Below are 26,164 nucleotides of genomic sequence, written 5' to 3'. Positions count from 1 at the left end.
TGGACAGGTGAGCACTCGCGCCGATGCCGGGCCGCCCGGCCGTTCTGACCCGTTGGGCCGGTTCAGCGCGATCACCCGCGAGTGGTTCACCAGTACCTTTGACGCGCCCACCACCGCGCAGGCCGACGCCTGGAACGCCATCGCCGACGGCCACAACACCCTGGTGATCGCCCCCACCGGGTCGGGTAAGACGCTGGCGGCGTTCCTGTGGGCGCTGGACAGCCTGGCCGCGTCGACGGAGCGCCCGCCCGGCACCCGGGTGCTCTACGTGTCCCCACTCAAGGCGCTGGCCGTCGACGTCGAGCGCAACCTGCGCACTCCCCTGGCCGGGCTCACCCGCATCGCCGAACGCCGGGGCCTGCCGGCCCCCGACATCAGCGTGGGGGTGCGCTCTGGCGACACCCCGCCCGCGACTCGCCGCCAACTGATCAACCGGCCGCCCGACGTGCTGATCACCACGCCCGAGTCGCTTTTCTTGATGCTCACCTCGGCCGCCCGCGAGACCCTGGCCGGCGTGCAGACGGTGATCGTCGACGAGATCCACGCCATCGCCGCCGGCAAGCGCGGCGCCCACCTCGCGGTGTCGCTGGAGCGTCTCCAGGACTTGTCACAAGCGCTGCGGGAGGACAAGCCCGCCCAGCGCATCGGGCTGTCGGCGACGGTGCGCCCGCCCGAGGAACTCGCCCGGTTCCTGTCCGGGCAGGCGCCGACCACCATCGTGGCCCCGCCGTCGGCCAAGACGGTCGAGCTCAGCGTGCAGGTGCCGGTGCCCGACATGGCCAATCTGGCGAACAACTCCATCTGGCCCGACGTCGAGAACCGCCTGGTCGACCTGATCGAATCGCACAAGTCGACCATCGTCTTCGCCAATTCACGCCGGCTGGCCGAGCGACTTACCGCCCGCCTCAACGAGATTCACGCCGAACGCGGCGGCGTCGACCTGTCCCCGGATTCAATGGCCGCCAACCCGAAGGTGGCCGGCGGTGCGCCGGCGCACATCATGGGCAGCGGCCAGACCTACGGCGCCGAGCCGATACTGGCCCGCGCGCACCACGGTTCGGTCAGCAAGGAGCAACGCGCTCTGGTCGAGGAAGACCTCAAGCGCGGGCTGCTCAAGGCGGTGGTGGCCACCTCGAGCCTGGAGCTGGGTATCGACATGGGCGCGGTCGATCTGGTGATCCAGGTGGAGGCGCCCCCGTCGGTGGCCAGCGGCCTGCAGCGCATCGGCCGGGCCGGGCATCAGGTCGGCGAGGTCTCGCAGGGCGTCCTGTTCCCCAAACACCGCACCGACCTGATCGGCTGCGCGGTCAGCGTGCAGCGCATGCTGACCGGCCAGATCGAGACGATGCGGGTGCCCGCCAACCCGCTCGACATCCTGGCGCAGCAGACCGTGGCGGCGGCCGCGCTGGAGCCGCTGGACGCCGATCGGTGGTTCGACACGGTACGGCGGGCCGCGCCGTTCGCGACGCTGCCGCGCAGCGTGTACGAGGCCACCCTGGACCTGCTGAGCGGCAAGTACCCGTCCACCGAGTTCGCCGAGCTGCGACCGCGGCTGGTGTATGACCGTGACACCGGCACGTTGACCGCGCGCCCCGGCGCGCAGCGGCTGGCGGTGACCTCCGGCGGCGCGATCCCCGACCGCGGGCTGTTCACCGTCTATCTGGCGAGTGAAGCCGAAAAGCCTTCGCGGGTCGGCGAACTCGAAGAGGAGATGGTCTACGAGTCGCGCCCCGGCGATGTCATCTCGCTGGGCGCCACCAGCTGGCGGATCACCGAGATCACCCACGACCGGGTGCTGGTGATCCCCGCCCCCGGCCAGCCGGCCCGGCTGCCGTTCTGGCGCGGCGACGGCCTGGGCCGCCCAGCCGAGCTGGGCGCAGCGCTCGGCGCCTTCACCGGCGAGCTGGCCAACCTGAAGCGGGATGCGTTCGACAAGCGTTGCGCCGATTTGGGTTTCGACGCGTACGCCACCGACAACCTTCTGCGTCTGCTCGACGAGCAGCGCACCGCCGCCGGGGTGGTGCCCACCGACACCACCCTGCTGGTCGAGCGGTTCCGCGACGAACTGGGCGACTGGCGGGTGATCCTGCACTCGCCGTACGGGCTTGCGGTGAACGGGCCGCTGGCGCTGGCGGTGGCCCGCCGGCTGCGCGAGCGCTACGGCATCGACGAGAAGCCCACCGCCTCCGACGACGGCGTCGTGGTGCGCCTGCCCGACACTTATTCCGATTTCGCGTCCGACGCGGGAACTGATACCCCGCCCGGCGCAGACCTTTTCGTCTTCGACGCCGAGGAGATCGACCCCATCGTCACCGCCGAGGTGGGCGGCTCGGCGCTGTTCGCGTCGCGCTTCCGCGAATGCGCGGCGCGCGCCCTGCTGTTGCCGCGCCGGCATCCCGGCCGGCGCTCGCCGCTGTGGCAACAGCGCCAGCGGGCCGCGCAGTTACTGGAGGTGGCCCGCAAATACCCCGACTTCCCGGTGGTGCTGGAGACCATCCGCGAATGCCTGCAGGACGTCTACGACGTCCCGGCCCTGACCCTGCTGATGACCGGCATCGCCCAGCGGCGGGTGCGGGTGCTCGAGGTCGAGACGCAACGGCCGTCGCCTTTCGCGGCGTCCCTGCTGTTCGGCTACGTCGGCGCGTTCATGTACGAGGGCGACAGCCCGCTGGCCGAGCGCCGGGCCGCCGCGCTCTCGCTGGACAGCACGCTGCTGGCCGAGCTGCTGGGCCGGGTGGAGCTGCGCGACCTGCTCGATCCCGAGATCATCGCCGCCACCGCCCGCCAGCTTCAGCACCTCGCGGCCGACCGCGCCGCCCGCGACGCCGAGGCCGTCGCGGACCTGCTGCGGCTGCTGGGCCCGCTGACCGAGGACGAGGTGGCCGCCCGCACTGACGTCACCGACGGCAAAAACGTTGCCGGCTGGCTGGAGGGCTTGCGTGCGGCCCGCCGCGCGCTCACGGTGTCGTTCGCCGGCCGCAGCTGGTGGGTGGCCATCGAGGACATCGGCCGGCTGCGCGACGGCATCGGCATCGCGGTGCCCCTGGGGGTGCCGGCCGCCTTCACCGAGGAGGTGGCCGACCCGCTGGGCGAGCTGCTGGGCCGCTACGCCCGCACCCACACCCCGTTCACCACGGCCGAGGCCGCCGCCCGGTTCGGGTTGGGGTTGCGGGTGACGGCGGACATCCTGGGCCGGCTGGCCGGTGACGGCCGGCTGGTGCGCGGCGACTTCGTCGCCGCACCCGAACTGCCCGGGGCGCCCGTGGCCGGCGGCGAGCAGTGGTGTGACGCCGACGTGCTGCGCATCCTGCGGCGGCGCTCCCTGGCGGCGTTGCGGGCCCAGGTCGAGCCGGTCAGCACGGCCGCCTACGGCCGGTTCCTGCCGGCCTGGCATCGGGTGGGGACGGCCGAATCATCGCGCTCCCCAGGCTATTCCGGGCTCGACGGGCTGATGTCGGTGATCGATCAGCTGGCCGGGGTGCGGATGCCCGCCTCGGCCATCGAGCCGCTGGTGCTGGCCCCCCGGGTGCGCGACTACTCCCCCGCGATGCTCGACGAACTGCTCGCCACCGGCGAGGTCACCTGGTCGGGCGCCGGGTCGATATCGAGCGGCGACGGCTGGATCGCGTTGCACCCCAGCGAATCCGCGCCGCTGACGCTGGCCGGGCCGGCCGACATCGAATTGGGCGACGCCCACCGCGCCGTGCTGGACACGCTGGCCCCGGGGGGTGCCTACTTCTTCCGCCAACTCACGCAGGGCGGGTTCGGTGAGTCCGAACTCAAAGCCGCGCTGTGGGAACTGATCTGGGCCGGCTGGATCACCGGCGACACGTTCGCCCCGGTGCGGGCCCTGCTCGGCGGCACCGGGACCCGCAAGCGCTCGGCGCCCGCGCACCGGTCGCATCGCCCGCCGCGGCTGAGCCGATACAGCGTCGCGCACCCGCAGTCCCGGCCCGCCGACCCGACCGTGGCGGGCCGGTGGTCGATCCTGCCGGCCCCCGAGCCGGATTCCACGCTGCGTGCCCACTATCAGGCGGAACTCTTGCTGGGCCGCCACGGCGTGCTGACCCGGGGCGCGGTGACCGCCGAGGGCGTGCCCGGCGGGTTCGCCACGCTGTACAAGGTGCTGACCACGTTCGAGGATGCCGGCCGCTGTCAGCGCGGCTACTTCATCGAGTCGCTGGGCGGGGCGCAGTTCGCCGTCGCATCGACCGTCGACCGGCTGCGCGGCTTCTCCGACGGCGTCGACCCGGAACGGCCGGAGTACCGGGCGGTCGCGCTCGCCGCCGCGGATCCGGCGAACCCGTACGGCGCCGCCCTGCCCTGGCCCGCCTCCCGTGGCGACGGCTCGGGGTCTGGGGGGCCGGGGGCTCGGCCGGGCCGCAAGGCCGGTGCGCTGGTGGTGCTGGTCGACGGCGAACTGGCCTGGTTCCTCGAGCGCGGCGGACGGTCGTTGCTGACCTTCACCGACGACCCCGCCGCCCATCACGCCGCCGCGACGGCGCTGGCCGACCTGGTCTCCGCGCGCCGCGTCGCGTCCATCCTGGTCGAACGCATCGACGGGGTGCCGGCGCTGCAACCCCGCGCGGACGGGCCCGGCCCGGTCGACGCGCTCTCCGACGCCGGGTTCGCCCGCACCCCACGCGGAATGCGGCTGCGCTGACATGCCCGAAGGTGACACCGTCTGGCACACCGCCGCCGTGCTGCGCGAGCACTTGCTCGGCGCCACCCTGACCCGCTGCGACATCCGGGTGCCGCGGTTCGCCACCGTCGATCTCACCGGCCAGGTCGTCGACGAGGTGCTCAGCCGCGGAAAGCATTTGTTCATCCGGGTGGGGCCGGCCAGCATCCACTCGCATCTGAAGATGGACGGCAGCTGGCGGGTCGGCAGCCGCCCGGTGCGGGTCGACCACCGGGCGCGCATCATCCTGGAGACCGACAGCGTGCGGGCCGTCGGCGTCGACCTGGGCGTGCTGGAGGTCCTGGAGCGCGAGCGTGACGGCGAGGCCGTCGCGCACCTGGGACCCGATCTGCTGGGCCAGGATTGGGATCCCGCGCTCGCCGCGGCCAACCTGACGGCGGACCCGGACCGGCCGATCGCCGAGGCGCTCCTGGACCAGCGGGTGCTGGCCGGGGTCGGCAACGTCTACAGCAACGAACTGTGCTTTCTTTCCGGGCATCTGCCCACCGCGCCGGTGAGCGACATCGCCGATCCCCATCGGCTGGTTTCACGGGCGCGGGACATGTTGTGGCTCAACCGCCTCCGCTGGAACCGGTGCACCACCGGCGACACCCGCGCCGGGCGGCAGCTGTGGGTCTACGGGCGATCCGGGCAGCCCTGCCGTCGCTGCGGCACCCCTGTCAACTTCGACGACTCCGGAGACCGGGTGACCTACTGGTGCCCGTCCTGCCAGCGCTGAGCGATCGCCGCTAGTCCCGATGGCGGCGACCCGCTGCGCCCGGCTCCGCCGCGCTTGCGATCACAGCTAGTCGCGGGTGTGCGCCAGGAAAAACTGGGCGATGGCCTCGGACCCGTCGAGCGCACGCGTGGTGGGGCCGATGACGGCCGCGGGCAGATACTGTTTGCCGCCCGGCCAGGTGTGCCCGCCGCGGTCGATCTTGTAGAACACCACCTCGGTGTTCGCCGAGCACTGGGTGGACTCGTAGCGGTGCACGACGGTGCCGTCGCGGACGTCGGGCAGCGCCTCCATCGCCGGATCGCCCCGGCACCCATCGGCCGAGCGCCACTTGCCCACCATGGTGTCCACCGAGACGGAGTGGCTGACCCCGCCGCGCCCGCGCACCGCCCCACCCTTGAACGGCACCAAGGGGTCCGCGGTCCCGTGCGCCTCCCAGACCGACACCGGCTTCGACGGATTGCAGGACACGCCCACCCCCAGGGTGCCGGCCACCGGCGCCACCGCGGCGAAGACGTCGGCGCGCTCACACGCCAGCCGGTTGGACATGAAGCCGCCGTTGGACATTCCGGTGACGAAAACGTGCCCAGGCGCGATGCCGTAGTCGTTCTGCAGCTTGCTCACCAGCCCGACCAAAAAGGCCACATCGTCGACATGGCGGCGGTCCGCGGGCGAGGCGCCACGGCCGTCCGCCCAGCTCTTGTCGTAACCGTCGGGGTAGACCACCAACAGGTTGTGGGCATCAGCAACGCTGTCGAAACCCGTCAGGCCGCGCTGCGAGATCCCGGTGCCGCCGCCGCCGTGCAGACTGAGCACCAGCCCGACGGGGTCGCCCGCCGGCACGTGCAACATGTAGGTTCGGTCCATGCCGCCGGATCGAAAGGTGCCGGAAATGTCTCGAGAGCTCGCCGCCGACACGTGCCGCACACCGCAGCCGACCACGCATATCGCCACCACAGCGAACCACCACCACCGCGCGTATGCCATGTCGTCAGATCACCGACGGCGCGTCGACGACGGCTCGCCGGTAACCTGCGTCCGACGGCGGAGCAAACCCTGGTGTGGCACAAACCGCATTATCGGCGATCCGGCACCGGGTGGCACCACGACATGCAAACATTCGAACTAGCCCCGCCTCCAGCAAGCAACGGCACTTCTGTTCCACGGGAGTATCAGAAATGACGAGCACCCAGATTCGCAAGCCCTTCCGGCGGCTGTCGCTGTTGGCGACCGGCGTTACCCCGCTGGCCGGGCTGCTGGGCGTGCTGGCTGCATCCGCGACCGCTCACGCCACAACCGCCGATGACGCATTCCTGGCCGCGCTGAAAGCCAAAGGCATCAACTATGAGTCGCCCGATGCCGCGGTCAACTCGGGGCACACCGTGTGCCACGAGCTCGATATGGGCCAGACACCGGAACAGGTCGCCAACAACGTGCTGTCCAGCAGCACCCTGGACAGCTATCACGCCGGCTACTTCGTCGGGGTCAGCATCAAGGCGTACTGCCCCAAGTACGCGGCGGCGGCGTCTGGCTCCTGAAATTTACAAGCGGTTGACAGCCCCGTGACAGACTCGCGGATAAAATTGAAACATCCGAAACCAGAAGAACCTCAAGGCCAAAATGATCCCGAAACTTTTGGTCGGTGTTGCGGGTGTTGCGATCGCTCTCGGCGCTTCCAGCGGGGCAACGGCATCGGCCGCCATCGACCCTAATCCCTTCAGTATTCTCAGCTGCGCCTGTGCCGATCCGGATCCGCCGGGCAGCCCCGCCCCGCGGGACACGATCAATCAGGGCATCCAGCAAGGACTTTCCGGCGCACCGGTGGTGCAGTAGCCGGATGACGGCCTACAGCCAATCGCGACGCCTGAACATCACGTAGAGCACCACCATCAAGACCGCTATCACGCTGGTGCTGGCCGCGAATCCGGCCGCCGAACCGAAGCCCGGGTAGGGCACGTTTTGCCCGTAAAAACCCGTGATCGCCGTGGGCACGGCGATGATGGCCGCCCACCCGGTCAGCTTCTTCATCACGGTGTTCAACCGAGCGTCCTGCAGCGACAAATTGGTTTCGAAAATGGTCGTGATCATGTCGCGCAACGATTCTGTCCATTCGGACACCCGTAGCACGTGGTCGTACAGATCGGCGTACAGCGGGTCCAGGTGCCGGTCGGAGCCATCCGAAACACGATGGTGCGCAATGGCATTGACGACCTCGCGCATGGGCAGGGCCACCCGCCGCAGGTTCACCAGGTCCCTGCGCAACCGGAAGGTGCGGCGCTGAAAAATCCCCTTGCGCGGCGTGCCGTCGAACAGTTCGTCCTCGATGGCCTCGATGCAGTCATCGAGGGCCTCCACGGCGGTGAAATGACTGTCGACCACCACGTCGAGCAGGCCGTGCACCAGCGCGCCGACCCCGTAGCGCTGGCCGCCGATCTCCTGCCAGCGCCGCGTCACCTGGGCCATGTCGAAGTCGGACGTCAGGCGCACGGTGATCAGCCCCTGCGGCAGCACGAATCCCGAGATGCGCTGCATCGACAGCATGCGCTCGCCCGCGTCGGCGGCATCGGTGGCGACGTCGACGGCGTAGACCGTGAAGAAGGTGTGGGTTTCGTACGCGGTGGCCTTGACCCGCTCGGCTGCCGCCACGGCATCCTCGACCGCCCAACGGTTCAGACCGAGTTCGTCGGCCAGTCCGCACAGGGCGTCGTGGTCCGGTTCGCAAAGATCAACCCACACCAGGGTGTCGGGTTCGGACAGGTAATCGGAGATCTTGCCGAACTCGAAGTCGTCCAGCGGCTTGCCGCCGCGCCACACCTGGCCCTGAATATTCGAAGCGATCTGCACCACCGCATCCTCTCAACCGTTGTTCACGATCGGTAAACCCACCAGCCACTCGCTGGCGCCGCGGTCGCCGATTGCCCGTGATGATCTTGACGTCGGGTCGTGTCAGCCCTTCCGGCGGTGTCGGCGAGCAGGTGGGTGAAAATGGAGCAATCAAACCGGTTGCAGCTCAAGCCTTATCGAGCTGTGTCCGAGCATATCGACGGTGCCTGGTGGCCGCGTTCGACGAACCTGGTCGACGAGCTGCCGTGCCTGGTGGCGTCGTTGTCCGACCGCCTGGGTCAGGTCGTCATGGTGGGCTACCGCCGCAACGGCTGGCACCAGACGCCGGCGCTGGCCGAAATCGACGGGCACACAATCGAATTGCTGGGCTTCACCAGCAACGAGCCGGCCAGCGTCATCGTGATGGCCGAAAACGGCCGCCACATCACCCTGCACGTCATCCGGCCGGACACCGACGAGAACGCCGCCCGCCGGGCACTCGACGCGGTGCGTACGCCCGCCGCCACCCAGGTCTCCCCCGCCGTCCGAGCCACGGTCGGGCGATCGGTGGTAGACGTGGCCGACAAGCTGGCCCGTCACGAGGGGCTGGATGACGAGCGGCGGACCGCCCAGATCCGGCGCTGGTGCGAAGAAACGGCGCAGCGATTCATCGATGCACCGGTGCAGACGTTCGTGCCCATCCTCGTCGAACACATCGTCCGCAACCGCATGATGGAGTCGCCCAAGCAGCGCTATCCCCCCGACGGCGGCTTGTGCATCACGGTCCCCGGCAGCTCCGCGCCGTACTCAATATCGTCGTAGTCGCGTCCCTTGCGCCGCCGATCTTTCGCCGAGCCCCGCACCGGGCGCACCGGAGCCATCGGGAGCAGGGGCGTCTGACCGGCACCCGGCGGCAGCGCGGAGACCGCCGACGTCAACTGCACCGGAGCCGACGAACCCAGCATCCCCACCGTCGCGGGCGGCATGGTCAGGTTGCCGAGCGAAATTCCGATGCCCAGCGTCGCGCGGGGCGCCAACGTCGATCCGACCGCGCCGAGCAGTTGCGCGTCCGCCGCCGACAGGGCGGCCGTTCCCTCGGCGAGGCCGCCGAAGATGTCGGCGCCCACGCCCCCCTGCAGCGCCTGGGCGGCCTGGAGCTGGGCCAGATAGCTGAGCATGTTGACCGGGAATCCGCTCGCGATGAACTGCCATCCCCAAGTGCTGAAGTATCTGAACCAGCCCGAGTCGGGATTCAGCCCGAAGGTGCTGGAGGCGGCGAGGTCTTGACTAGTCCCGGACAGCGTCGCGGCGATCTGCGTCCCGGTACTGCCGGTGTTCGTGGCGGGCAGCAGGGCGGCCTGCGTCGCCACGCCCGACGGGTTGGCCACCTGCGGCGGCGACTCGAAGGTGGGCGGCCTGACGGTGCTCGCAGCGGTCGCGGCGTAGCGCATCATCGCCGCCGAGTTGTTCACCCACATGGTCTGGTACTCGGCCTCGGTTTCGGCGATGGCCGGGTAGTTGATCCCAAAGAAGTTGGTGGCCAACAGCATCGCCAGCCGCGCCCGGTTGGCGGCGACCACCGAGGGATGCACCACCGTCCAGTGCGTCGTCTCGAAGGCCGCGATCATGAGCTCCACCGAGGCGGCGACCTGCTGGCACTGCTGCGCGGTGACGCGCAACCACTCGATGTAGGGCTCGAAGGCCTGGGCCATCGCCAAGGCGGACGGCCCTTGCCAGGTCGTCGACAGCCACAACAACTCCGCGGTGTAGCTGGCGGCAGCCTGCTCGAGCTCCATGCTGAGCTCTTGCCACATGCCGGCGGCTTCGATCCATGACCAGGCGCCGGGTCCGGAGTGGATCAGCGCCGAGGTGACCTCCGGCGGCAGTATCCCAAAATCCATGAACCTTTACCTTGGGGAAGAAGGGGGTGGGGCCAACGCTGCGCGTCGGCCCGTCCGGCAATTCGAGAGTCGATGACAATAGGACTTTTCGGTGTCCCGCTGCTGGTCGCTGTTGACCTACCCGAGGGCGGGATTGGGCGTCCGCTTGCGTAAGGCACCACTTCGGCTTCATCCCGCCGATGGATTTCGAGGCATCACTTTCCCTTTGACCTGCTGGCCGTAGTCGATGTCCTCGTACTTCTGCTGTTTACGTTTTCGCCAGCCGGTGCCCGCTGACGAGCCGGTTCCTGGCGGCACCATCATCGGCATCACCGGGATCCCCGATTCAGCCGCGGGCAGGGGCGAGGCCGCGGATGCGAGCTGCACTCCGGTTTGGGTGCCGGGCAACAGCCCCACCACGGCGGGGGGCGCGGTCAGCTTGCCCAGCGAAACCCCGACGCCCATCGCGCCGCTCGGCGCCATGCCCGCGCCGACATCTTTGACCGCGTTGGACAGGCTCGCCGTGGCCGCTCCGAGGCCCTCCGACAGCCCCGAGCCGATGTCGCCGCCCACGCTTTGCAGCGCGCTGGCCGACGAGTTCTGCGCGAGATAGCTGAGCATGTTGACGGGGAAGCCGGACGAGATGAACTGGTTGCCCCAGGTGCTGAAGTAGCCGAACCACCCACTGTTGGGGTCACCGTTGGCACCGAAGATGCCGCCAAGCGTCGGGTCGGCCGTAAGCAGGTTCTGGCCCACGTTGCCGGCACTCAAAAGCTGTGCTTGGCCCACCGCGACTTGTTGGTTGGCGGTTCCGTTTGGGGTGGTCATGGCGAGCGGCGAGTTGAACTGCGACAGCTGCGTGGTCGCTTGCGACGACGACGCCTGATAGCGGGTCATCGCGGCCGAGTTGTTCGCCCACATGGTCTGGTATTCGTTTTCGGTCTGGGCGATGGCGGCGGTGTTCTGCCCGAACCGGTTGGTGGCGAGCAGTTGCACCAGGCGCGTGCGATTGGCGGTGACGACCGCGGGCGGGACTATCGATGCACGGGCGGCGGTGAAGGCCGACGCGGCGGCGTCGGCCGAGGTGGCCAGCTGCGCGGCTTGCTGCGCGGTCTCACGCAGCCAGAGCAGGTAGGGCTGGACGGACTGCAGCATCGCCATCGCCGAGGGCCCGTCCCAGGACTCGATGAGCGACGACAACGTCGAGGCATACGTGGAGACCGAATTCTCCAGCTCGACAGCCAGCTGCTGCCAGGCACCGGCAGCCTCGATCAGCGAGCCCGCCCCCGGCCCGGTGTGGATGAGCGTCGAGGTCACCTCTGGGGGTGCAAAAAGATCCATCACGTCTCACAATGCCCACGCTGAGAAAGCCTCAGCAAATTTGTGTTAACCAGGCCGCGAAGAACCTTGAAACTCTGCACCTCGAAGCCTGTCACCTGCGGTCGGTACCTCCCAGCTCGACTGCAGCGCGTTAGGACACCCTATACCTTAAGCTGAGAGCGATTTGACATTTGCTGGCCAGGGCCACTTACGCGCTACCGACCGTTTCCTAAACGGTCACCGAGGCGCCGCGGTTCAATGCCACGATCCGGTCCCCCAGGCCTCGGTGCCGCTAGAAGGGCGGCGGGTCGTCGTCGCCGTCGGCCGGTGGAGCGGGACCGAAGTGGGCGGCCACTCGTTCTCGACGTTTCGCTTGCCGGCTTTGGCGGTTCTGCCTGCGCTCGGTGGCCACGCGCGCGGCGCGGTCCTGGGCGCGGGTGCGGCGGCGTTTGGGCATCATGGCCGTGCGGTCACCGCAGTAATCGGGCGCCACGTCGGCCTCGGCGGCCGGCGCCCCGCCAAGGCCGCGGCACAGGCTCGGGAACAGCAGGGCGCTGCCCGGGGTGGTGACATAGGTGCGCCCGGCCGGTGAGGTCAGGATCAGCGTCGCATCCGGCAGCTGCTGTTCGCGCCAGCCCCAGAAAGTCTTCACCAAATGGTGTGTGCGGCAGAGGCATTTGAGGTTCGACGCATGCGTGGGCCCGCCGTCGGCGAACGAAATCGTATGGTCGATGTCGCAGTTGACGGCGGGCTGGTCGCACCCGGGCCAGCGGCACGTCAGGTCGCGGCAGCGCACGAAATCGGTCAGCGCCTTCGACGGCACATAGCCCGGCTCGGGCAGCCCATCCCCCGGGTGGACCAGCGGCGCCAGCCGCGCCGACGCCGCCAGCTCGGCGACCAGGTCCGGTGGGATCAAACCCTCAGCACCCACCTCGAAGGCCGGGGCCCCACCGCGGCCGTCCAGGGACGCGGCCTCGGCGATCACATGGATCACCACCGGTCCCGCGGCGCGCCGCGTACCTGCCGCGCAATCACGACGCCCGCAGCGACATCCCAACCGGTCCGCCCCGCCCGCCAACGCCCCCAGCGCGTCGGCGCGGCGCTGCTCACGGCCGCGCGGATCGTGCTCACACACCGTGGCCGCCAGCGCATCGAGCCGTTTGTCCAGCGCGTGCGCATCCGGGGCGAGCAGGCTGCCCTCGAGGTGTGACAAGCCACCCTCGACATCGACGACCCACACCCGCCGGTCGGCCACCAACTCCTTGCGGCGGCGCACCGCATCCGCGTCGGCCCGCGCCACGATCTTGTCCACCTGCGCGGCCAGCCGACCCCGGGTCATCGACGGCCAGCGCGCCACGTTCACCGCCAGCTCGGCGTCCACCGCCGCCAGCACCTGCGGGTCGTCGATCAAATCGGTGCGGAACACGATCGTCTGGAACATCGAGTAGTCGATATCCCCGTTCGCGAACACCGCGCCGACCTGCGGCAACCGCTCCCGCATCGCCCGGGCATAGCGCACCTTGCTGCCCGCCAGCCCCTGACTGATGCGCAACTCGGCGGCCACCTCCGCGCTCACCGCCGCCTCGGTGTCCACCGCCCAGTCCTCGGTCTCCGAACAGCGCGACAGCCGATGCGCAAACAACTCGCCGATCGCCCTCAACTGCTCAGCCGCCGCGCGGTTCTCCACCCGCGAAAACACACCGACCCGCTCCAGCAGCGCCGCCGACTCCGGCGTCACCGACGGATGGTGCCGCTCGAACAGCTCATCCAGCCGAGCAATCGCCTCTTCGAACACATGTTCGATCATGCCAGCGGGCTACGACAAGTTTCGGCGCAACGGGTGGCCGGCCCGAACGCCGCCGCCGGCGTTACTGGAAACGTGCGGCGCGTCGGCGGATGCGATGCGTGTGTCCGCGCAGCCGGTACGGCTGCGGGACCAGGCGTATCGGCTCGGCGTAGAACATCAGCTTGGCCAACTCGACGAGGACCAGGTAGCTGATGACGAAGGCGCCCAGCACGGCAAAGAATTGCCAGGGCAACAGTGTGAATCCGAGCGTGTGCGCCAGCGGCGAGATGGTGAGCACGACACCGACGGCGACGACGGTGAGGCAGGTCGCCGCCAGCCAAACGCTGGGCCGGCTGCGGAAGAAGGGAACCTTGCGGGTGCGGATCGCAAAGATGATCAGCGTCTGGGTCGCAAGCGATTCCACGAACCACCCGGTGCGGAACTCGATGGCGCCGGCGTGCAGCACGCCCAGCATCAACCCGAAGGTCAAAAAGTCGAACAGCGAACTGATCGGCCCGAAGGTGAGCATGAACCGACGGATGAAGGCGACGTTCCAGTGCGACGGCGCGTGCAATTGCTCCTCGTCGACCCGGTCGGTCGGGATCGCCAATTGCGAAGAGTCGTAGAGCAAGTTGTTCAGCAGGATCTGGCTGGGCAGCATCGGCAGAAAGGGCAGCAACGCCGAGGCGGCGGCGGCGCTGAACATGTTGCCGAAGTTGCTCGACGTACCCATCAGGACGTACTTGATGGTGTTGGCGAAGATCCGCCGCCCCTCGGCCACGCCGGTCGCCAGCACGCTCAGGTCCTTCTCCAACAGCACCACGTCGGCCGCGTCCTTGGCGACGTCGGTGGCGCTGTCGACCGAGATGCCGACGTCCGCCGAATGCAGGGCCAGCGCGTCATTGACGCCGTCACCCAGGAAGCCGATCGATCGCCCGTTGCGCCGCAGCGCGGTGATCAGCCGCGCCTTCTGCTCGGGGGAGATCCGCGCGAAGATGGTGTGGTTTTGTGCGGCGTCGACGAACTCGTCGTCGCCCAACGGGTCGAGCTGCGCGCCGGTGATGGTGCCCTTGGACGCCAAACCCAAGTCTCCGCAGACCTTTTCGGCGACGCGCGGGTTGTCCCCGGTGGCGATCTTCAGCTCGATGCCCAGGTCGGCCAGCTCGGACAGCGATTGCCGCGCAGCGGATTTGGGTTCGTCGGCGAAGACGAGGAATCCCACGAGCGACAAGTCGCATTCGTCGGCCCGGGTGAGCGTCGTCAGCGTCGGCGCGGGTTTGACGGCCACGGCCACCACCCGGCGCCCGGCGGCGAACAACGCCCCGAGGGTTTCGTTCGTCACCGGCGCGACGTTCCGGCACTGGGCCAGCACCTGTTCGGGCGCGCCCTTGACCACCAGCACCCGGCCGCCGTCGTCGTCGACCAGCGCCGAGGTCGCCCGGCGTTCGTGGTCAAACGGCAGCATCGAGACCCGGTGCACGGCGCCGCCCGGCGATTCATGCGCCTGCGAGGCTTCCCACAGCGCGGCGTCGAGCGGATTGGCGCTGGCGCCACCGGTTTCCGGGTCGACGTCGGTGGCGAGCAAGCCGAGGCGCCTTGCCGACTCGCTGTGTGCGCCCGACGCATCGATCGTGTCGACGAGCCGGAGCCGGCCTTCGGTCAGGGTTCCGGTCTTGTCGGTGATCAGGACGTCGATGTCGCCGAGGTCCTCGATGCACACCAGCCGCTTGACGAGCACCTTCACCTTGGCCAGCTGGCGTGACCCGGTTGCCAGCCCGGTGCTGACCACGGCGGGCAGCAGCTGCGGCGTGATGCCGACGGCGATCGCCAGCGAGAACAGCACCGAATCGATGATCGGCTTGCTAAGGAGCAAGTTGCTGGCCAAGATCACCACCATCAGCGCGATGGCGACCTGCAGCAGCAGGTAGGAGAACCGGCGCAGCCCGACCTGGAAGCCGGTTTCCGGCGGGCGCTCATCCAAACCCGATGCGATCCGCCCGAACTCGGCGTTTTTCCCGGTGGCGTACACCACCCCGGTGCCCTCGCCGGCGCTGACGATGGTACCCATGAAGGCCAGGTCGGTCGCGTCGGGCAGGTCGGTTCCGGGCGGCACCGGCTGGGGAGTTTTCTCCGATCCGATCGACTCCCCGGTCAAGATGCCTTCGTCGCACTCCAGACCGCTGACCTCGATGAGCCGGACGTCGGCCGGGACGGCCTCCCCCAGCGACAGCCGAATCACGTCGCCCGGTACCAGCGCGGTGACCGCCAGCGCGACGAACTCCCCGTCGCGGCGCACCACCGCCTTGTGCTGCATGCCCGCGTGCAGCGCAGCGGCGGCCCGCTCGGCGCGATACTCGTTGACGAAGCCCAGCCCGATGCTGGCGGCCAGGATCACGCCGATGATCACCGCCTGCATGCTGTCGCCCAGAAAGTACGAGACGACCGCGGTGCCGGCCAGCAGGATGAGGACCGCGTTGCGCAGTTGACGGCCCAGCACCGCAAGGGGATTGACGCGATGGGTCCGCACCGCGTTGGGGCCGTAGCGCGTCACCCGGGCGGCGGCCTCGGCGCTGGACAGCCCGGCGGGCGAGCTGTCCAGCCAGCGCAGCACCTCGTCGACCGGGGCGGCCGCGATTGTCTTCGTGGTGGTGGCGGCGTCCGGCCGCGTTTGAGTGGTCATGACCGGGCGCAACCAGGGACCCTCAGTAGGTGGATATCTCGTCTTGCGCGGGCAGGTCGCCACTGACCACGAAGATGACGCGGCGGCCGATCTCCACGGCATGGTCGGCAAAGCGCTCGTAGAAGCGGCCCAGTAACGCCGCGTCGACGGCGACCGGAATGTTGTCCGTCCAGTCCTGACCCAACAGGATGCCGAACAAATTCCGGTAGAGCTCGTCCATCGCATCATCTTGTTCACGTAGCCGGGCGGCCTGCCTCGGGTCGCGGGAGATTAGCACCTGCCTTGCGCTGTCGCCCAACGCAATTGCCACTTCGGCCATGTCCGCGAAACACGCGCGGACGTCGTCGGGCAGGACCCGATTCGAGTACTCCCGCCGGGCGATCTTGGCGACGTGCACGGCCAGCGCGCCCATCCGTTCGATGTCGGCGATGATGTGGATGGCGCTGAAAACCGCTCGCAACTCGCCGGCCACCGGTTGTTGCAGCGCCAGCAAATCGAACGCCTCCCGTTCCGCCCGCGACCGCATCACCATCATTCGCTCGTGCTCACCGATGACGCGCTCGGCGGCTTCGAGGTCGGCCTCCAACAGGGCTGCGGTCGCGCGCTTCATGGCTTCGTCGGCCAGGCCGCACATCTCGCCGAGCTGGATGCTCAGATCGGCCAGCTGATGGTGATAAGCGGTTCGCATAGCGCAACCGTGGCCAATGCGAGCGCTTTTCACAAGGGACGAAAGCCCCCCGAAAAGAGCCTGAATGACTTTTTTCATGCCCGTTACCGCCAGTTAAGCTGCCGCTAGCACGACACGAGGACACTCGGACAATCGACCTGAGCCCGGAGAACCCGGTGAGCACACGACACGGCCTGCCCGGCTTGGGCTTGCTGACAGCACCGTTGCGCGTCGCCGCGCTCGGCACCGAGATCGCCGCCGGCACAGCGCTGTTCGGCGGCCAGGTGGCGGCGACCATGGGCCGGTCGCTGGTGCGCGCGACGCCCGACGTTCCGGCGCTGACGCGCGCCGCGGCGGGCGCGGTGCTCGAGGCGGTGGGCGGCCCGCCGGCCCGGCGCGTCAGCGGCAACGGGCCGAGGCACTGGATCGAGGTGCGCGGCCTCGATCGCGACCAGGGTTCGGTGATCGCCGCCGATGTGCTGGCGGCCGTGAGGGCGATGCCCGGCGTGCGGCAGGCCTACCTCAACCTCGCCCTCGCGCGGGTGGTCGCGACCGTGGCCGACGACGGACCGTCGGCGGCCGAGCTGTGCCGCGTGGTCGCCGGCGCCGAACGCGGCGCGGCACGCGCCCCCCGACAGCATTCACCCAGCCTGCCGGGCGACGACGCGCTGCTGATGGGCCGGATGATCGCGGCCACGGCGGCCTCTGTGGGCCTTGGACTTTCACTGACCGGCAGCCTGATGCGGCTGCCCCGACTGCCCGACCTGGTGGCCGTGCCGCCGACGGTGGCCGACCACCTGCCGCGGTTGCGCCGGGAGGTGGAGCGACGCCTCGGGTCCGAGGGCGCCGATCTGTTGTTCGGCGTCGTCAACGCCACCGCCGCGGCGCTGACGCTGTCTCCGACCGCGGCGGCCGCCGAGGCCGCCACCCGCGCCATGCTGGCGGCCGAGGCGTGGAATGGCCGGCTGGCCTGGTTCCGGCATGAACCGGGGCTGGCCGGCGAGCCGGTGCCCGGCGACGCGGCCCCGGCACCCGTGGGCGGCAACCCGGCGCCGCCGGACGGGCCCGCCGAACGCTACGCCAACCGCATCGGCGTCGCCGGCATCGGCGCGGCCGCCGCGGTCGGCCTGCTGACCCGCAATCCGGACGCGGCCGGCGCCGCCGCGCTGGCGGCCGTCCCCAAACCGTTGCGCACCGTACGGGAAGCGTTCGGCTGCACCATGAATCGTGGCCTGTCCACCCGCCACGAGACGCTGGTGCTGCGCCCGCGCGCGTTGCGCACGCTCGACCGGATCGACGCGATCATGATCGACCCGCGAGCGCTGTACACCGACGAATTGACCGTCAGTCGCGTTCTGGGAGTGGACAATTCGGCACGGGCGCACGCCTGGGAAGCGGTTCGGACCGTGCTGGACAACGACGGCCTGGGGCCGGGATGGCACCAGCTGGCCGGGATTCCCGGGGCCGGCGGCGTCGGGGAGGCGCTCATCAGCCCGGTCCGCGATCCTTTTGCGGCGGCGGTGCTCACCGAAGCGCGACGGGCACAGCCACGCGTCTATTCCCTCGACGACGACGGATTACGTTCGCTGGCACAGGGTTTCGATCAACTCTATCCCACGGACGGGTCGACCGACCACGCGGTGGCGGCGGCCATCGCCGAGCTGAAAGCCGCCGGCCACACCGTGGCGCTGCTGACCACGTCGGACATGCGGGCCGCGCACCGGTCCGACGTGACGATCGGCCTGCGGCGGGCCGGACATTCCCCGCCCTGGACCGCCGACGTGATCACGAAAGACCTGACCGGCGCGTGGCGGGTGCTGCACGCGCTGCCCGCCGCGCGCGCCGCCACCGACGGTGCCGTTCGATTGTCGGCGTCGGCATCGGCGGTCGGCGCGTTGATGCTGATTCCCGGTGTGCCCGGGCGCAGTTCGGCGTCGGTCAACGTCGGCATGGTCGCCAGCCTGTGGTTCGGTTACCGGGCGGCCATCAAGACGCTGCGGGATCCGTTGCCGGAGCCGGAAACCAGCCACGACTGGCACGCGTTGCCGGTGGCCGAGGTGCAGCGGCTGTTGCCCCGCCCGGCCGAAGAGAAGCGCGCCAAGGAGATGACCCCGCCATGGCGGCAGGCGCCGCCGCTTCGCGCGCTGCATGGCGCGGCCGTGGCGTCGTGGGGGACGGTCCGCGATTTCGCCGACGAGATGCGCGACAACCTGGCGGACCCCATCACCCCGCTGCTCGCCACCGGCGCGGTCGCCAGCGCCCTGCTCGGCTCGCCGCTGGACGCGGTCCTGGTCGGCAGCGTGCTGTTGGTCAACGCCGCCCTGTCGGCCGAGCAGCAGCTGCACGCCGAGAACACACTGAATCGCTTACTGGCGGTGCAGGATCCGGCCGCCAGGCGCCGGGTAGGCCCGCTGGACGCGCAGCGCCGCGAGAAGGTGCCGACCACGCGGCTGCGGCTGGGCGACATCATCGAAGTCCACGCCGGCGAGGTGGTGCCCGCGGACGCCCGGCTGATGCATGCCTCGAACGTGGAAGCCGACGAGTCGACGCTGACCGGGGAATCGCTTCCGGTGGCCAAACAGACCGAAGCCACGCCGGGCGCCCCGCTGGCCGAGCGGACCTGCATGCTCTACGCCGGCACCACGGTGGTCACGGGCACGGCGGTGGCAGTGGTGACCGCCGTGGGGTCGAGGTCGGAGATGCGCCGCGCGCTGGCGATGGCGCCGAGGAAGCTGCAGGAGATCGGGCTGCAGCGGCAGCTGCGGCACATCACCCGCCGGGCCCTGCCGTTCAGCGTGGCCAGCGGGAGCGTGGTGGGGTTGCTTTCCGTGGCGCGGGGCACCGGGCTGCGCGAGGCGGTGTCCAGCGCGGTCACACTGATCGTCGCCGCCATCCCGGAGGGCTTGCCGCTGGTGGCGACGCTGGCCCAGCTGGCCGCCGCGCGCCGGCTCACCGGCGAAGCGGTGCTGATCCGCAACCCCCACTCGATCGAAGCGCTGGCCCGGCTGGACGTGGTGTGCTTCGACAAAACCGGGACGCTGAGCGAAAACCGGCTGAAGGTCAAGGCGGTGCGCCCGCTGGCGGGCTACACCCCGGCTGCGGTGCTCGACGCGGCGTTGACCACCAGCTACGCCAGGCACAGCCACCGCGTCGACCACGCCACCGACGATGCGATCCACCGCGCCGCCGCCGATCCCGCGATTCGCGGCGACGGCTCCAAGCCGCACCGGCTGACGCGTGACGCGTTCCTGCCGTTCCAGTCCGGCCGCCCGTTCGCGGCCGCGCTCGTCGGCACCCGGCTCACCATCAAGGGTTCACCCGAGGCGCTGTCGTCGGCGCTGCTGCACGACGACCACGCACTGGAGCAACAGGTCGACGAGATGGCGGCCAACGGGTTACGGGTGCTGGCGGTGGCCGAGCGGCAACTCGGCGGCGACGAGGCGGCGGCCGCGGCGGCGGATCCTGACCGGCTGGAGGCCCTGTGCGCCTCCGGGCTCACCCCGATCGGCCTGCTCGGGCTCGCCGACACCCCGCGGCCGGCGGCGCCGCCGCTGCTGGCCGAACTCGCCGCGCGCGACATCGGCGTGCGGCTGATCACCGGCGATCACCCGGCGACCGCGGCGGTGATCGCCCAGGAGCTGGGCATCGACGTCAGCCCCGACCAAGTGATCACCGGCAGCGACTGGGAGGCGCTGTCCGCCGACGGACGGGCCGCGGCGGCGGCGGCGCGGGTGGTCTTCGCGCGGATGACGCCGGAACACAAGATCGACGTGGTGCAGACCCTCGAGCGGGCCGGGCTGGTGACGGCCATGGTCGGCGACGGCGTCAACGACGCCGCCGCGATCCGGGCGGCCAGCGTGGGCATCGGCGTCGCGGCGCGTGGCAGCGATGCGGCCCGCACGGCCGCCGACGTGGTCCTGCTCGACGAACGCATCGAGGCGCTGCTCGACGCCCTCGACGAGGGCCAGCAGCTGTGGCGGCGGGTCCAGTCGGCGGTGTCGATGTTGTTGGGCGGCAACCTCGGTGAGGTCTGCTTCGCGCTGCTCACCACCATCCTGACCGGGCGGTCGGTGCTCAACGCGCGCCAGATGTTGTTGGTCAACATGCTGACCGACGCGCTGCCCGCGGCGGCGCTGGCCGTGAGCCCGCAGATGGGCACCGGGGAGGTCAACCGCGACGAGGCGGCGATGTGGCGGGCGATCGCAATCCGCGGCGCCGCGACCACCATCGGGGCCACGACGGGCTGGACGATGGCGCGCATGACGGGCCCGCCGCGCCGCGCGGCGACGGTCGCGCTGATCGCGTTGGTCGGCGCGCAGCTGACCCAGACACTGGTCGACTCGCGGGCCCCGCTGGTGGTGCTGACGTCGGTCGGCTCGCTGGGCGCGCTCGTGGTGGTGGTCAGCACCCCGGGACTCAGCCAGGTGTTCGGCTGCACGCCCGTGGACCCGCTCGCCTGGGCGCAGGGACTGCTCTCGGCGGCGGCGGCCAGTGGCCTGTCGGCGGCCGCACCCGATCTGCTGCTGCGCGCGTCGCAAAGCGTGCAACGGCGATGGCTCGGCGGCGAGCCGGGGACCGATGGCGAAAGGGCACAAGGTCCCACCCGTTCGGTGCGACCGACCCTGCCGGGTTCGGCAAGCGATGAACACGATTGAGGCGTGCACATGGAAAATCGCTTACAGCTCAAGCCTTATCGGTCCGCGTCGGAGCACATCGACGGCGCCTGGTGGCCGCGGACGACGAACCTGGTCGGCGAATTGCCGGAGTTGCTGACGTCGGTGTCCGAGCGGCTCGGCCCGGTCGCGTTGGTGGGCTACCGCCGCAACGGCTGGGACGAGACGCCGACCTCGACCGAACTCGGCGGCCGAATGGTCGAACTGCTGGGCTTCACCAGCGACGAGCCGGCCAGCGTGATCCTGATCGGTGCGGACGGCCATCACCTCACGCTGCGAGTCATCCGCCCGGACACCGCCGAACTTCTCGCCCGTCAAGCGCTGGAGAAGGCGCGAACGCCCGCCGACGACGGAGCCCCGCGCAGTCGTGCGACGGTGGCGCGGTCGGTGGCCGACGTCGCGGACAAGCTCGCCCGCCATGAAGGGCTCGGCGACGAGCAGCGGACCGCCCAGATCAAGCGCTGGTCCGAGGAGGCCGCCGAGCAGTTCGTCGACGCGCCCGTCCAGACTTTCGTGCCCATCCTCGTCGAACACATCGTGCACAACCGGATGATGGAGTCGCGCGCTCGGTGAACGCCACACTGGTCGACCCCGACCCCGCGCTCCTCGACGCCGCGGCCGTCGTCGGAAAACTCCACACCGACCCGGACCGCGGGCTGACCGCGGCGGAAGCCGCCGACCGGCTCGCCGTGGTGGGCGCGAACGACATCGAGAGCGTGCCGCCGGCGCCGGCCTGGCGAAGGCTGCTGGCGCAATTTCGCAGCCCGCTGATCTACCTGCTGTTCGCCGCGCTGATCGCCTCGCTCGCGGTCTGGGTCGTCGAGGGGGCCGGCGGCTGGCCCGTCGACGCGGTGGTGATCGCCGTCATCCTCGTGCTGAACGCGATCCTGGGTTACGCGCAGGAGGCCCGCGCCGAGCGCGCGGTCGGCGCGCTGGCCCGGATGGCCGCGACCTCGGCGACGGTAGTCCGCGACGGCAGACGGCACACCGTTGCGGCGACCGAGCTGGTGCCCGGCGACGTGCTGCTGCTCACCGAGGGCGATGCCGTCGCGGCCGACGCCAGGCTGCTCTGGGCCGCGGGGCTTCAGGTGTCGGAGGCCGCGCTGACCGGCTTGAGCGAACCCGTGCTCAAAGATGCCCGGACGCTGGCGGAGCCCGCGGCGCTCGGGGACAGGGCGGACATGGTGTTCAAGGGCACCGCGGTCACCCATGGCGCCGGCCGGGCGGTGGTGACCGCCACGGGGATGGCGACCCAGACCGGTCAGATCGCCGGCCTGGTGCGCACCGTCGACCACGAGCCGACGCCGCTGCAGCGCGAGGTGGCCCGGGCCAGCCGGCTGCTGGGCATCGCCGTGCTGGTGATCGCCGTCGTGGTGATCGCGACCATCGTCGGGGTCTTCGGCATTCACAGCGCCCACGACGTGGTCACGGCGGTGCTGCTGGGCGTCTCGCTGGCGGTGGCCGCCGTGCCGGAAGGCCTGCCCGCCATCATGTCGGTCGTGCTCGCCCTGGGGATGCGGCGGATGGCCGGCCGAAACGCCGTCGTCAAGGAGCTGTCGTCCGCCGAGACCCTGGGGTCGGCGTCGGTGGTGTGCTCGGGCAAGACGGGCACGCTGACGACCGGGGAGATGACCATCGTCCGGGTCATCACGCCCCTCGGCGAGGTGAAGGTCACCGGCGCCGGATACCGGCCCGAGGGTCACCTCGAGCGCGGCGGGGCGGCGCTGGACGACGGCGACGAGCTGTGGCGCCAGGCCGCACTGGTGCTCGACGGGGGCGCCGCCGCCGGCGACGCGACGATCGAGGCGCGCGACGGCCGGTGGACGGCGCAGGGCGATCCCGTCGACGCGGCGTTCCTGGTGGCCCGGGGCAAGCTCGGCGACCGGCCGCGCCCCACCCCGGCGGGGGCGATGACGGGCGACCCCGACGAGATGCTCGGCCGGTGCGGGTACCTGTGGGCCGGTAGCCGGCTCGTCCCGCTCGACGACTCGGCGCGGGCGTCGATCCGCGGCGACGCCGCGCGGCTCGCGCTCGACGCGCTGCACGCCGTGGCGGTCGCCGACCGGGTGGACGGGGACCTGGTGTACCTGGGCATGGTCGGCATCACCGACCCGCCCCGGCCGGAGGCGGCGGCGGCGATCGCCGAGGCGCGCCGCGCCGGGGTCAGGGTCGTGATGATCACCGGCGACCATCCGCGGGTGGCGGCGCGCGTCGCCCGCAAGCTGGGCATCGAGGACAGCGAGTCGGCCGTGTCCGGCGCGCAACTGGCCGCCCTGGACGACGAGCAGCTGCGGGAAACGGTGCGCCTGCACTCGCAGTTCACCCAGGTCGAGCCGGCGGACAAACAGCGCATCATCGACGCCCTGCAGGCCGACCACGAGATCGTCGCCGTCACCGGGGAGGGGATCAACGACGCGCCCGCGCTGAAATCGGCCGACATCGGCATCGCCATGGGCCGCAGCGGCACCGACGTCGCCAGGGAGGCGGCGAACATGATCCTGGCCGACGACAACTTCGCGACCATCGTGCAGGCCATCCGCGAGGGCCGGGGCATCTTCGCCAACATCAAGAAGTCGCTGCGCTACCTGCTCTCCTCCAACATGGGGGAAATCCTCACCGTCTTCTTCGGCGTCGTGCTGGCCGGGACGATCGGCCTGACGGAGGGCCATACCGTCGCGCTGCCGCTGCTGGCCACCCAGATTTTGTGGATCAACCTGCTGACCGACGGCGCGCCGGCGCTGGCGCTGGGCGTCGACCCGCAGACCGAAGAGGTGATGAGCCGGCCGCCGCGCTCGGTGTCGGACCGGGTCATCGACGGGCTGATGTGGAACAACATCGTCGTGATCGGCGCGGCCGTGGCGGCGGCCACCCTCGTCACGATCCACCTGTACGCGCCCGGCGGGCCGCTGCCGTCGTCCCTGGACACCGCCCGCACGGCGGGCTTCACCGTGCTGGTGATCGCCCAGCTGATCAACACCATCAACGCCCGCTCGGAGACCCGCTCCGCCTTCCACCGGTTCTTCGCCAACGGCTGGTTGTGGGCGGCGATCGGGTTGTCGGCGCTGCTGCAGGTGGCCGTCGTTCAGCTGCCCGTGCTGAACACGGCCTTCACCACCACGCCGCTGTCGCTGAGCCAGTGGCTGGTGTGCATCGCCGTGGCCAGCACGGTCCTGTGGGTCAGCGAAATCCGGAAACTCATTCTGCGGCACCGGACATCACGGCGGTGATCGCCTCGATGTCGGCGGGGCCGGGCAGGCCCCAGTCGGGCTGGTAACCCAGCAACTCGTCGACTTGCACCGTCTTCATGTCGACGTCGAGAAGTTCGATGGCCGCAGGCGGCACCAGCGCCGGATGGACGTAGCCGCAGGTGCGGGCCAGCTGGAGCAGCTCGAAGCGCAAGGTGGCCAGATAGTTGGCGCAGCGCACCGCCTTCAGGTCGGGGTCGAGGCCGTGCTGCAGCCACGGCGACTGGGTGGCGACGCCCGACGGGCAGCGGCCGGTGTGGCAGCGCTGGGCCTGGATGCAGCCGATCGAGAACATGGCGGTCCGGCCGACGTTGATCATGTCGCAGCCCGCGGCCAGCGCCAGCAGGGCGTTCTCCGGGATGCCCAGCTTGCCCGACCCGACGAACACCACGTCGTGGTGCAGCCCGTGCTCGGCGAAGGCGCGGTAGACCCGCGGCAGCGCCCACTTGAAGGGCAGCGCCACGTGGTCGCTGAAGACCAGCGGGGCCGCGCCGGTGCCGCCCTCGCCGCCGTCGACGGTCACGAAATCGACGCCCGTGCCGGTGCGGGCCATCCGCGCGGCCAGGTCACACCAGAACCGCCCCTCCCCGACCGCCGACTTGATGCCGACCGGCAGACCCGTCTCGGCCGCGATGGACTCCACCAGCTCCAGCAGCCCGTCGACGTCGCCGAACGCGGAGTGCCCGGCGGGGCTCTTGCAGTCCACACCGGGCGGCACGCCGCGGATGGCGGCGATTTCCGGGGTGACCTTGGCCCCCGGCAGCACGCCGCCCAGGCCGGGCTTGGCGCCCTGGCTGAGCTTGATCTCGATGGCGCGGATGGTCGGCGTGGCCGCCACCCGGTCGACCAGCCGGGGCAGGCTGAAGCGGCCGTCGTCGTCGCGGCAACCGAAGTAGCCGGTGCCGATCTGCCAGACCAGGTCGCCGCCATTGTGGTGATACGGCGACACCCCGCCCTCGCCGGTGGTGTGCAGGGCGCCGGCCATCCTGGCGCCCAGGTTCAGCGCGGTGATGGCCGCGCCGCCGAGCGCGCCGAAGCTCATCCCGGAGATGTTGACCACCGACGACGGCCGGAAGGCCTTCGCACGGCCGTGCGCGCCGCCGAGCACCTTGGCGGCCGGCAGCGGCACGGCCGGGTCGGGATGCTCGGGTTCGCCGGCCGGCGAAGCCACGGGGAACGCCGCGTGCTTGATGATCGGATAGTTGTGCACCCGCTCCAGGTCGTTGTCGGTGCCGAAGCCGAAGTACCGGTTGGCCAGCTTCGACGACGTGTACACCCAGCGCCGCTGGTCGCGGCTGAACGGCCGCTCCGCGTCGTTGTCGGTGACGATGTACTGGCGCAGCTCCGGGCCGACGGCTTCCAGCAGGAACCGCAGGTGCCCGATGACCGGGTAGTTGCGCAGGATGGTGTGGCGGCGCTGCACCAGGTCCCAGCCCGTCAGCCCGGCCAGGCCCCCGCCGACCCACGCGGCGACCGCGCGCGGCTTCAACGACCGAGATCCTGCGTGCAGGTGTCACTCACGCCACCATGCTGACCGGAACTCAGCGCCGCCAGCTAGTGACCTGAGTCCTCAATCCGCGTCCATCCGGCCCTAGTTGTACTGACCTGAGAGGTTAGGTACGCGCGTGGCGGGTGGTTGGCCGCCGAGTGCGGTGTGGCCGCGGTGGTGATTG

16 protein-coding genes are annotated in these 26,164 nt (G+C 70.4%); 8 read left to right on the top strand and 8 right to left on the bottom strand.

The genetic code is table 11. The annotated features are described in order from the left end of the window. Positions 1–7: 7 nt before the first annotated feature. Together A5688_RS07805 and nei2 are read left to right on the top strand one after the other, a co-directional pair. Positions 8–4,663 carry an ATP-dependent helicase gene (locus A5688_RS07805; protein WP_067910208.1) on the top strand — a complete coding sequence of 1,552 codons (4,656 nt, stop codon included), beginning with the start codon at positions 8–10 and terminating at the stop codon, positions 4,661–4,663. 1 nt (position 4,664) lies between these two features. Further along, positions 4,665–5,420 (top strand): endonuclease VIII Nei2, encoded by a 756-nt coding sequence (gene nei2 / locus A5688_RS07800; RefSeq protein WP_067910205.1) that lies wholly within the window; start codon positions 4,665–4,667, stop codon positions 5,418–5,420. A 66-nt stretch (positions 5,421–5,486) separates the two neighbouring features. Here nei2 and A5688_RS07795 read toward each other — a convergent pair whose 3' ends face one another. Beyond that, entirely contained in the window at positions 5,487–6,404 is a 918-nt protein-coding gene (locus A5688_RS07795) for an extracellular catalytic domain type 1 short-chain-length polyhydroxyalkanoate depolymerase (RefSeq protein ID WP_067910202.1), read from the bottom strand. 191 nt (positions 6,405–6,595) lie between these two features. Here A5688_RS07795 and A5688_RS07790 point away from each other — a divergent pair, with 191 nt between their 5' ends. Both A5688_RS07790 and A5688_RS26775 read left to right on the top strand, forming a co-directional pair. Further along, on the top strand, positions 6,596–6,955 hold the full coding sequence (locus tag A5688_RS07790; protein WP_067832480.1) for a DUF732 domain-containing protein: 360 nt from the start codon (positions 6,596–6,598) through the stop codon (positions 6,953–6,955). A gap of 82 nt (positions 6,956–7,037) precedes the next feature. Then, a complete protein-coding gene (locus A5688_RS26775; RefSeq protein WP_082951169.1) occupies positions 7,038–7,250 on the top strand; it encodes a hypothetical protein in 213 nt (70 codons plus the stop codon). A gap of 12 nt (positions 7,251–7,262) precedes the next feature. On the opposite strand, the gene A5688_RS07785 is transcribed toward A5688_RS26775, so the two are convergent. Then, on the bottom strand, positions 7,263–8,261 hold the full coding sequence (locus A5688_RS07785; protein WP_068268118.1) for a magnesium transporter CorA family protein: 999 nt from the start codon (positions 8,259–8,261) through the stop codon (positions 7,263–7,265). A 141-nt stretch (positions 8,262–8,402) separates the two neighbouring features. On the opposite strand from A5688_RS07785, the gene A5688_RS07780 reads away from it, so the two are divergent. Beyond that, on the top strand, positions 8,403–9,062 hold the full coding sequence (locus A5688_RS07780) for a DUF5994 family protein (protein ID WP_082951168.1): 660 nt from the start codon (positions 8,403–8,405) through the stop codon (positions 9,060–9,062). Here the strand turns inward: A5688_RS07780 and A5688_RS07775 are convergent. The 5 genes from A5688_RS07775 to phoU form a co-directional block, all read right to left on the bottom strand. After that, positions 8,993–10,141, bottom strand: a complete 1,149-nt coding sequence (locus tag A5688_RS07775) for a PPE family protein (protein ID WP_067832475.1) — start codon at positions 10,139–10,141, stop codon at positions 8,993–8,995. The genes A5688_RS07780 and A5688_RS07775 overlap by 70 nt on opposite strands. A gap of 168 nt (positions 10,142–10,309) precedes the next feature. After that, a complete protein-coding gene (locus A5688_RS07770) occupies positions 10,310–11,461 on the bottom strand; it encodes a PPE family protein (protein ID WP_067910199.1) in 1,152 nt (383 codons plus the stop codon). Positions 11,462–11,732: 271 nt separating this feature from the next. Then, positions 11,733–13,247 (bottom strand): HNH endonuclease signature motif containing protein, encoded by a 1,515-nt coding sequence (locus A5688_RS07765; protein WP_067910196.1) that lies wholly within the window; start codon positions 13,245–13,247, stop codon positions 11,733–11,735. 61 nt (positions 13,248–13,308) lie between these two features. Further along, positions 13,309–15,906 carry a magnesium-translocating P-type ATPase gene (mgtA, locus tag A5688_RS07760; RefSeq protein ID WP_068268111.1) on the bottom strand — a complete coding sequence of 866 codons (2,598 nt, stop codon included), beginning with the start codon at positions 15,904–15,906 and terminating at the stop codon, positions 13,309–13,311. A 22-nt stretch (positions 15,907–15,928) separates the two neighbouring features. After that, complete coding sequence (phoU, locus tag A5688_RS07755) at positions 15,929–16,594, bottom strand: phosphate signaling complex protein PhoU (RefSeq protein WP_067910190.1); 666 nt, start codon at positions 16,592–16,594, stop codon at positions 15,929–15,931. Between the two features lie 275 nt (positions 16,595–16,869). On the opposite strand from phoU, the gene A5688_RS07750 reads away from it, so the two are divergent. The 3 genes from A5688_RS07750 to A5688_RS07740 are packed head-to-tail and all read left to right on the top strand — an operon-like array spanning position 16,870 to position 24,473. Next, positions 16,870–21,228 (top strand): cation-translocating P-type ATPase, encoded by a 4,359-nt coding sequence (locus tag A5688_RS07750; RefSeq protein ID WP_242663198.1) that lies wholly within the window; start codon positions 16,870–16,872, stop codon positions 21,226–21,228. 3 nt (positions 21,229–21,231) lie between these two features. Next, entirely contained in the window at positions 21,232–21,819 is a 588-nt protein-coding gene (locus A5688_RS07745) for a DUF5994 family protein (protein WP_120312407.1), read from the top strand. Beyond that, positions 21,816–24,473, top strand: a complete 2,658-nt coding sequence (locus tag A5688_RS07740) for a cation-translocating P-type ATPase (RefSeq protein WP_067832455.1) — start codon at positions 21,816–21,818, stop codon at positions 24,471–24,473. Before A5688_RS07745 ends, A5688_RS07740 begins: the two co-directional genes overlap by 4 nt. Here A5688_RS07740 and A5688_RS07735 read toward each other — a convergent pair. After that, complete coding sequence (locus A5688_RS07735) at positions 24,442–25,980, bottom strand: FMN-binding glutamate synthase family protein (protein WP_067832453.1); 1,539 nt, start codon at positions 25,978–25,980, stop codon at positions 24,442–24,444. The two genes, A5688_RS07740 and A5688_RS07735, sit on opposite strands and share 32 nt — an antisense overlap. Between the last annotated feature and the right edge of the window lie 184 nt (positions 25,981–26,164).

The sequence above is a fragment of the Mycobacterium mantenii genome, assembly GCF_001667865.1.
GTDB lineage: Bacteria > Actinomycetota > Actinomycetes > Mycobacteriales > Mycobacteriaceae > Mycobacterium > Mycobacterium mantenii_A.
The sequence above is the reverse complement of the archived record's forward strand: the minus strand, read 5'-3'. Positions and strand labels throughout refer to the sequence as shown.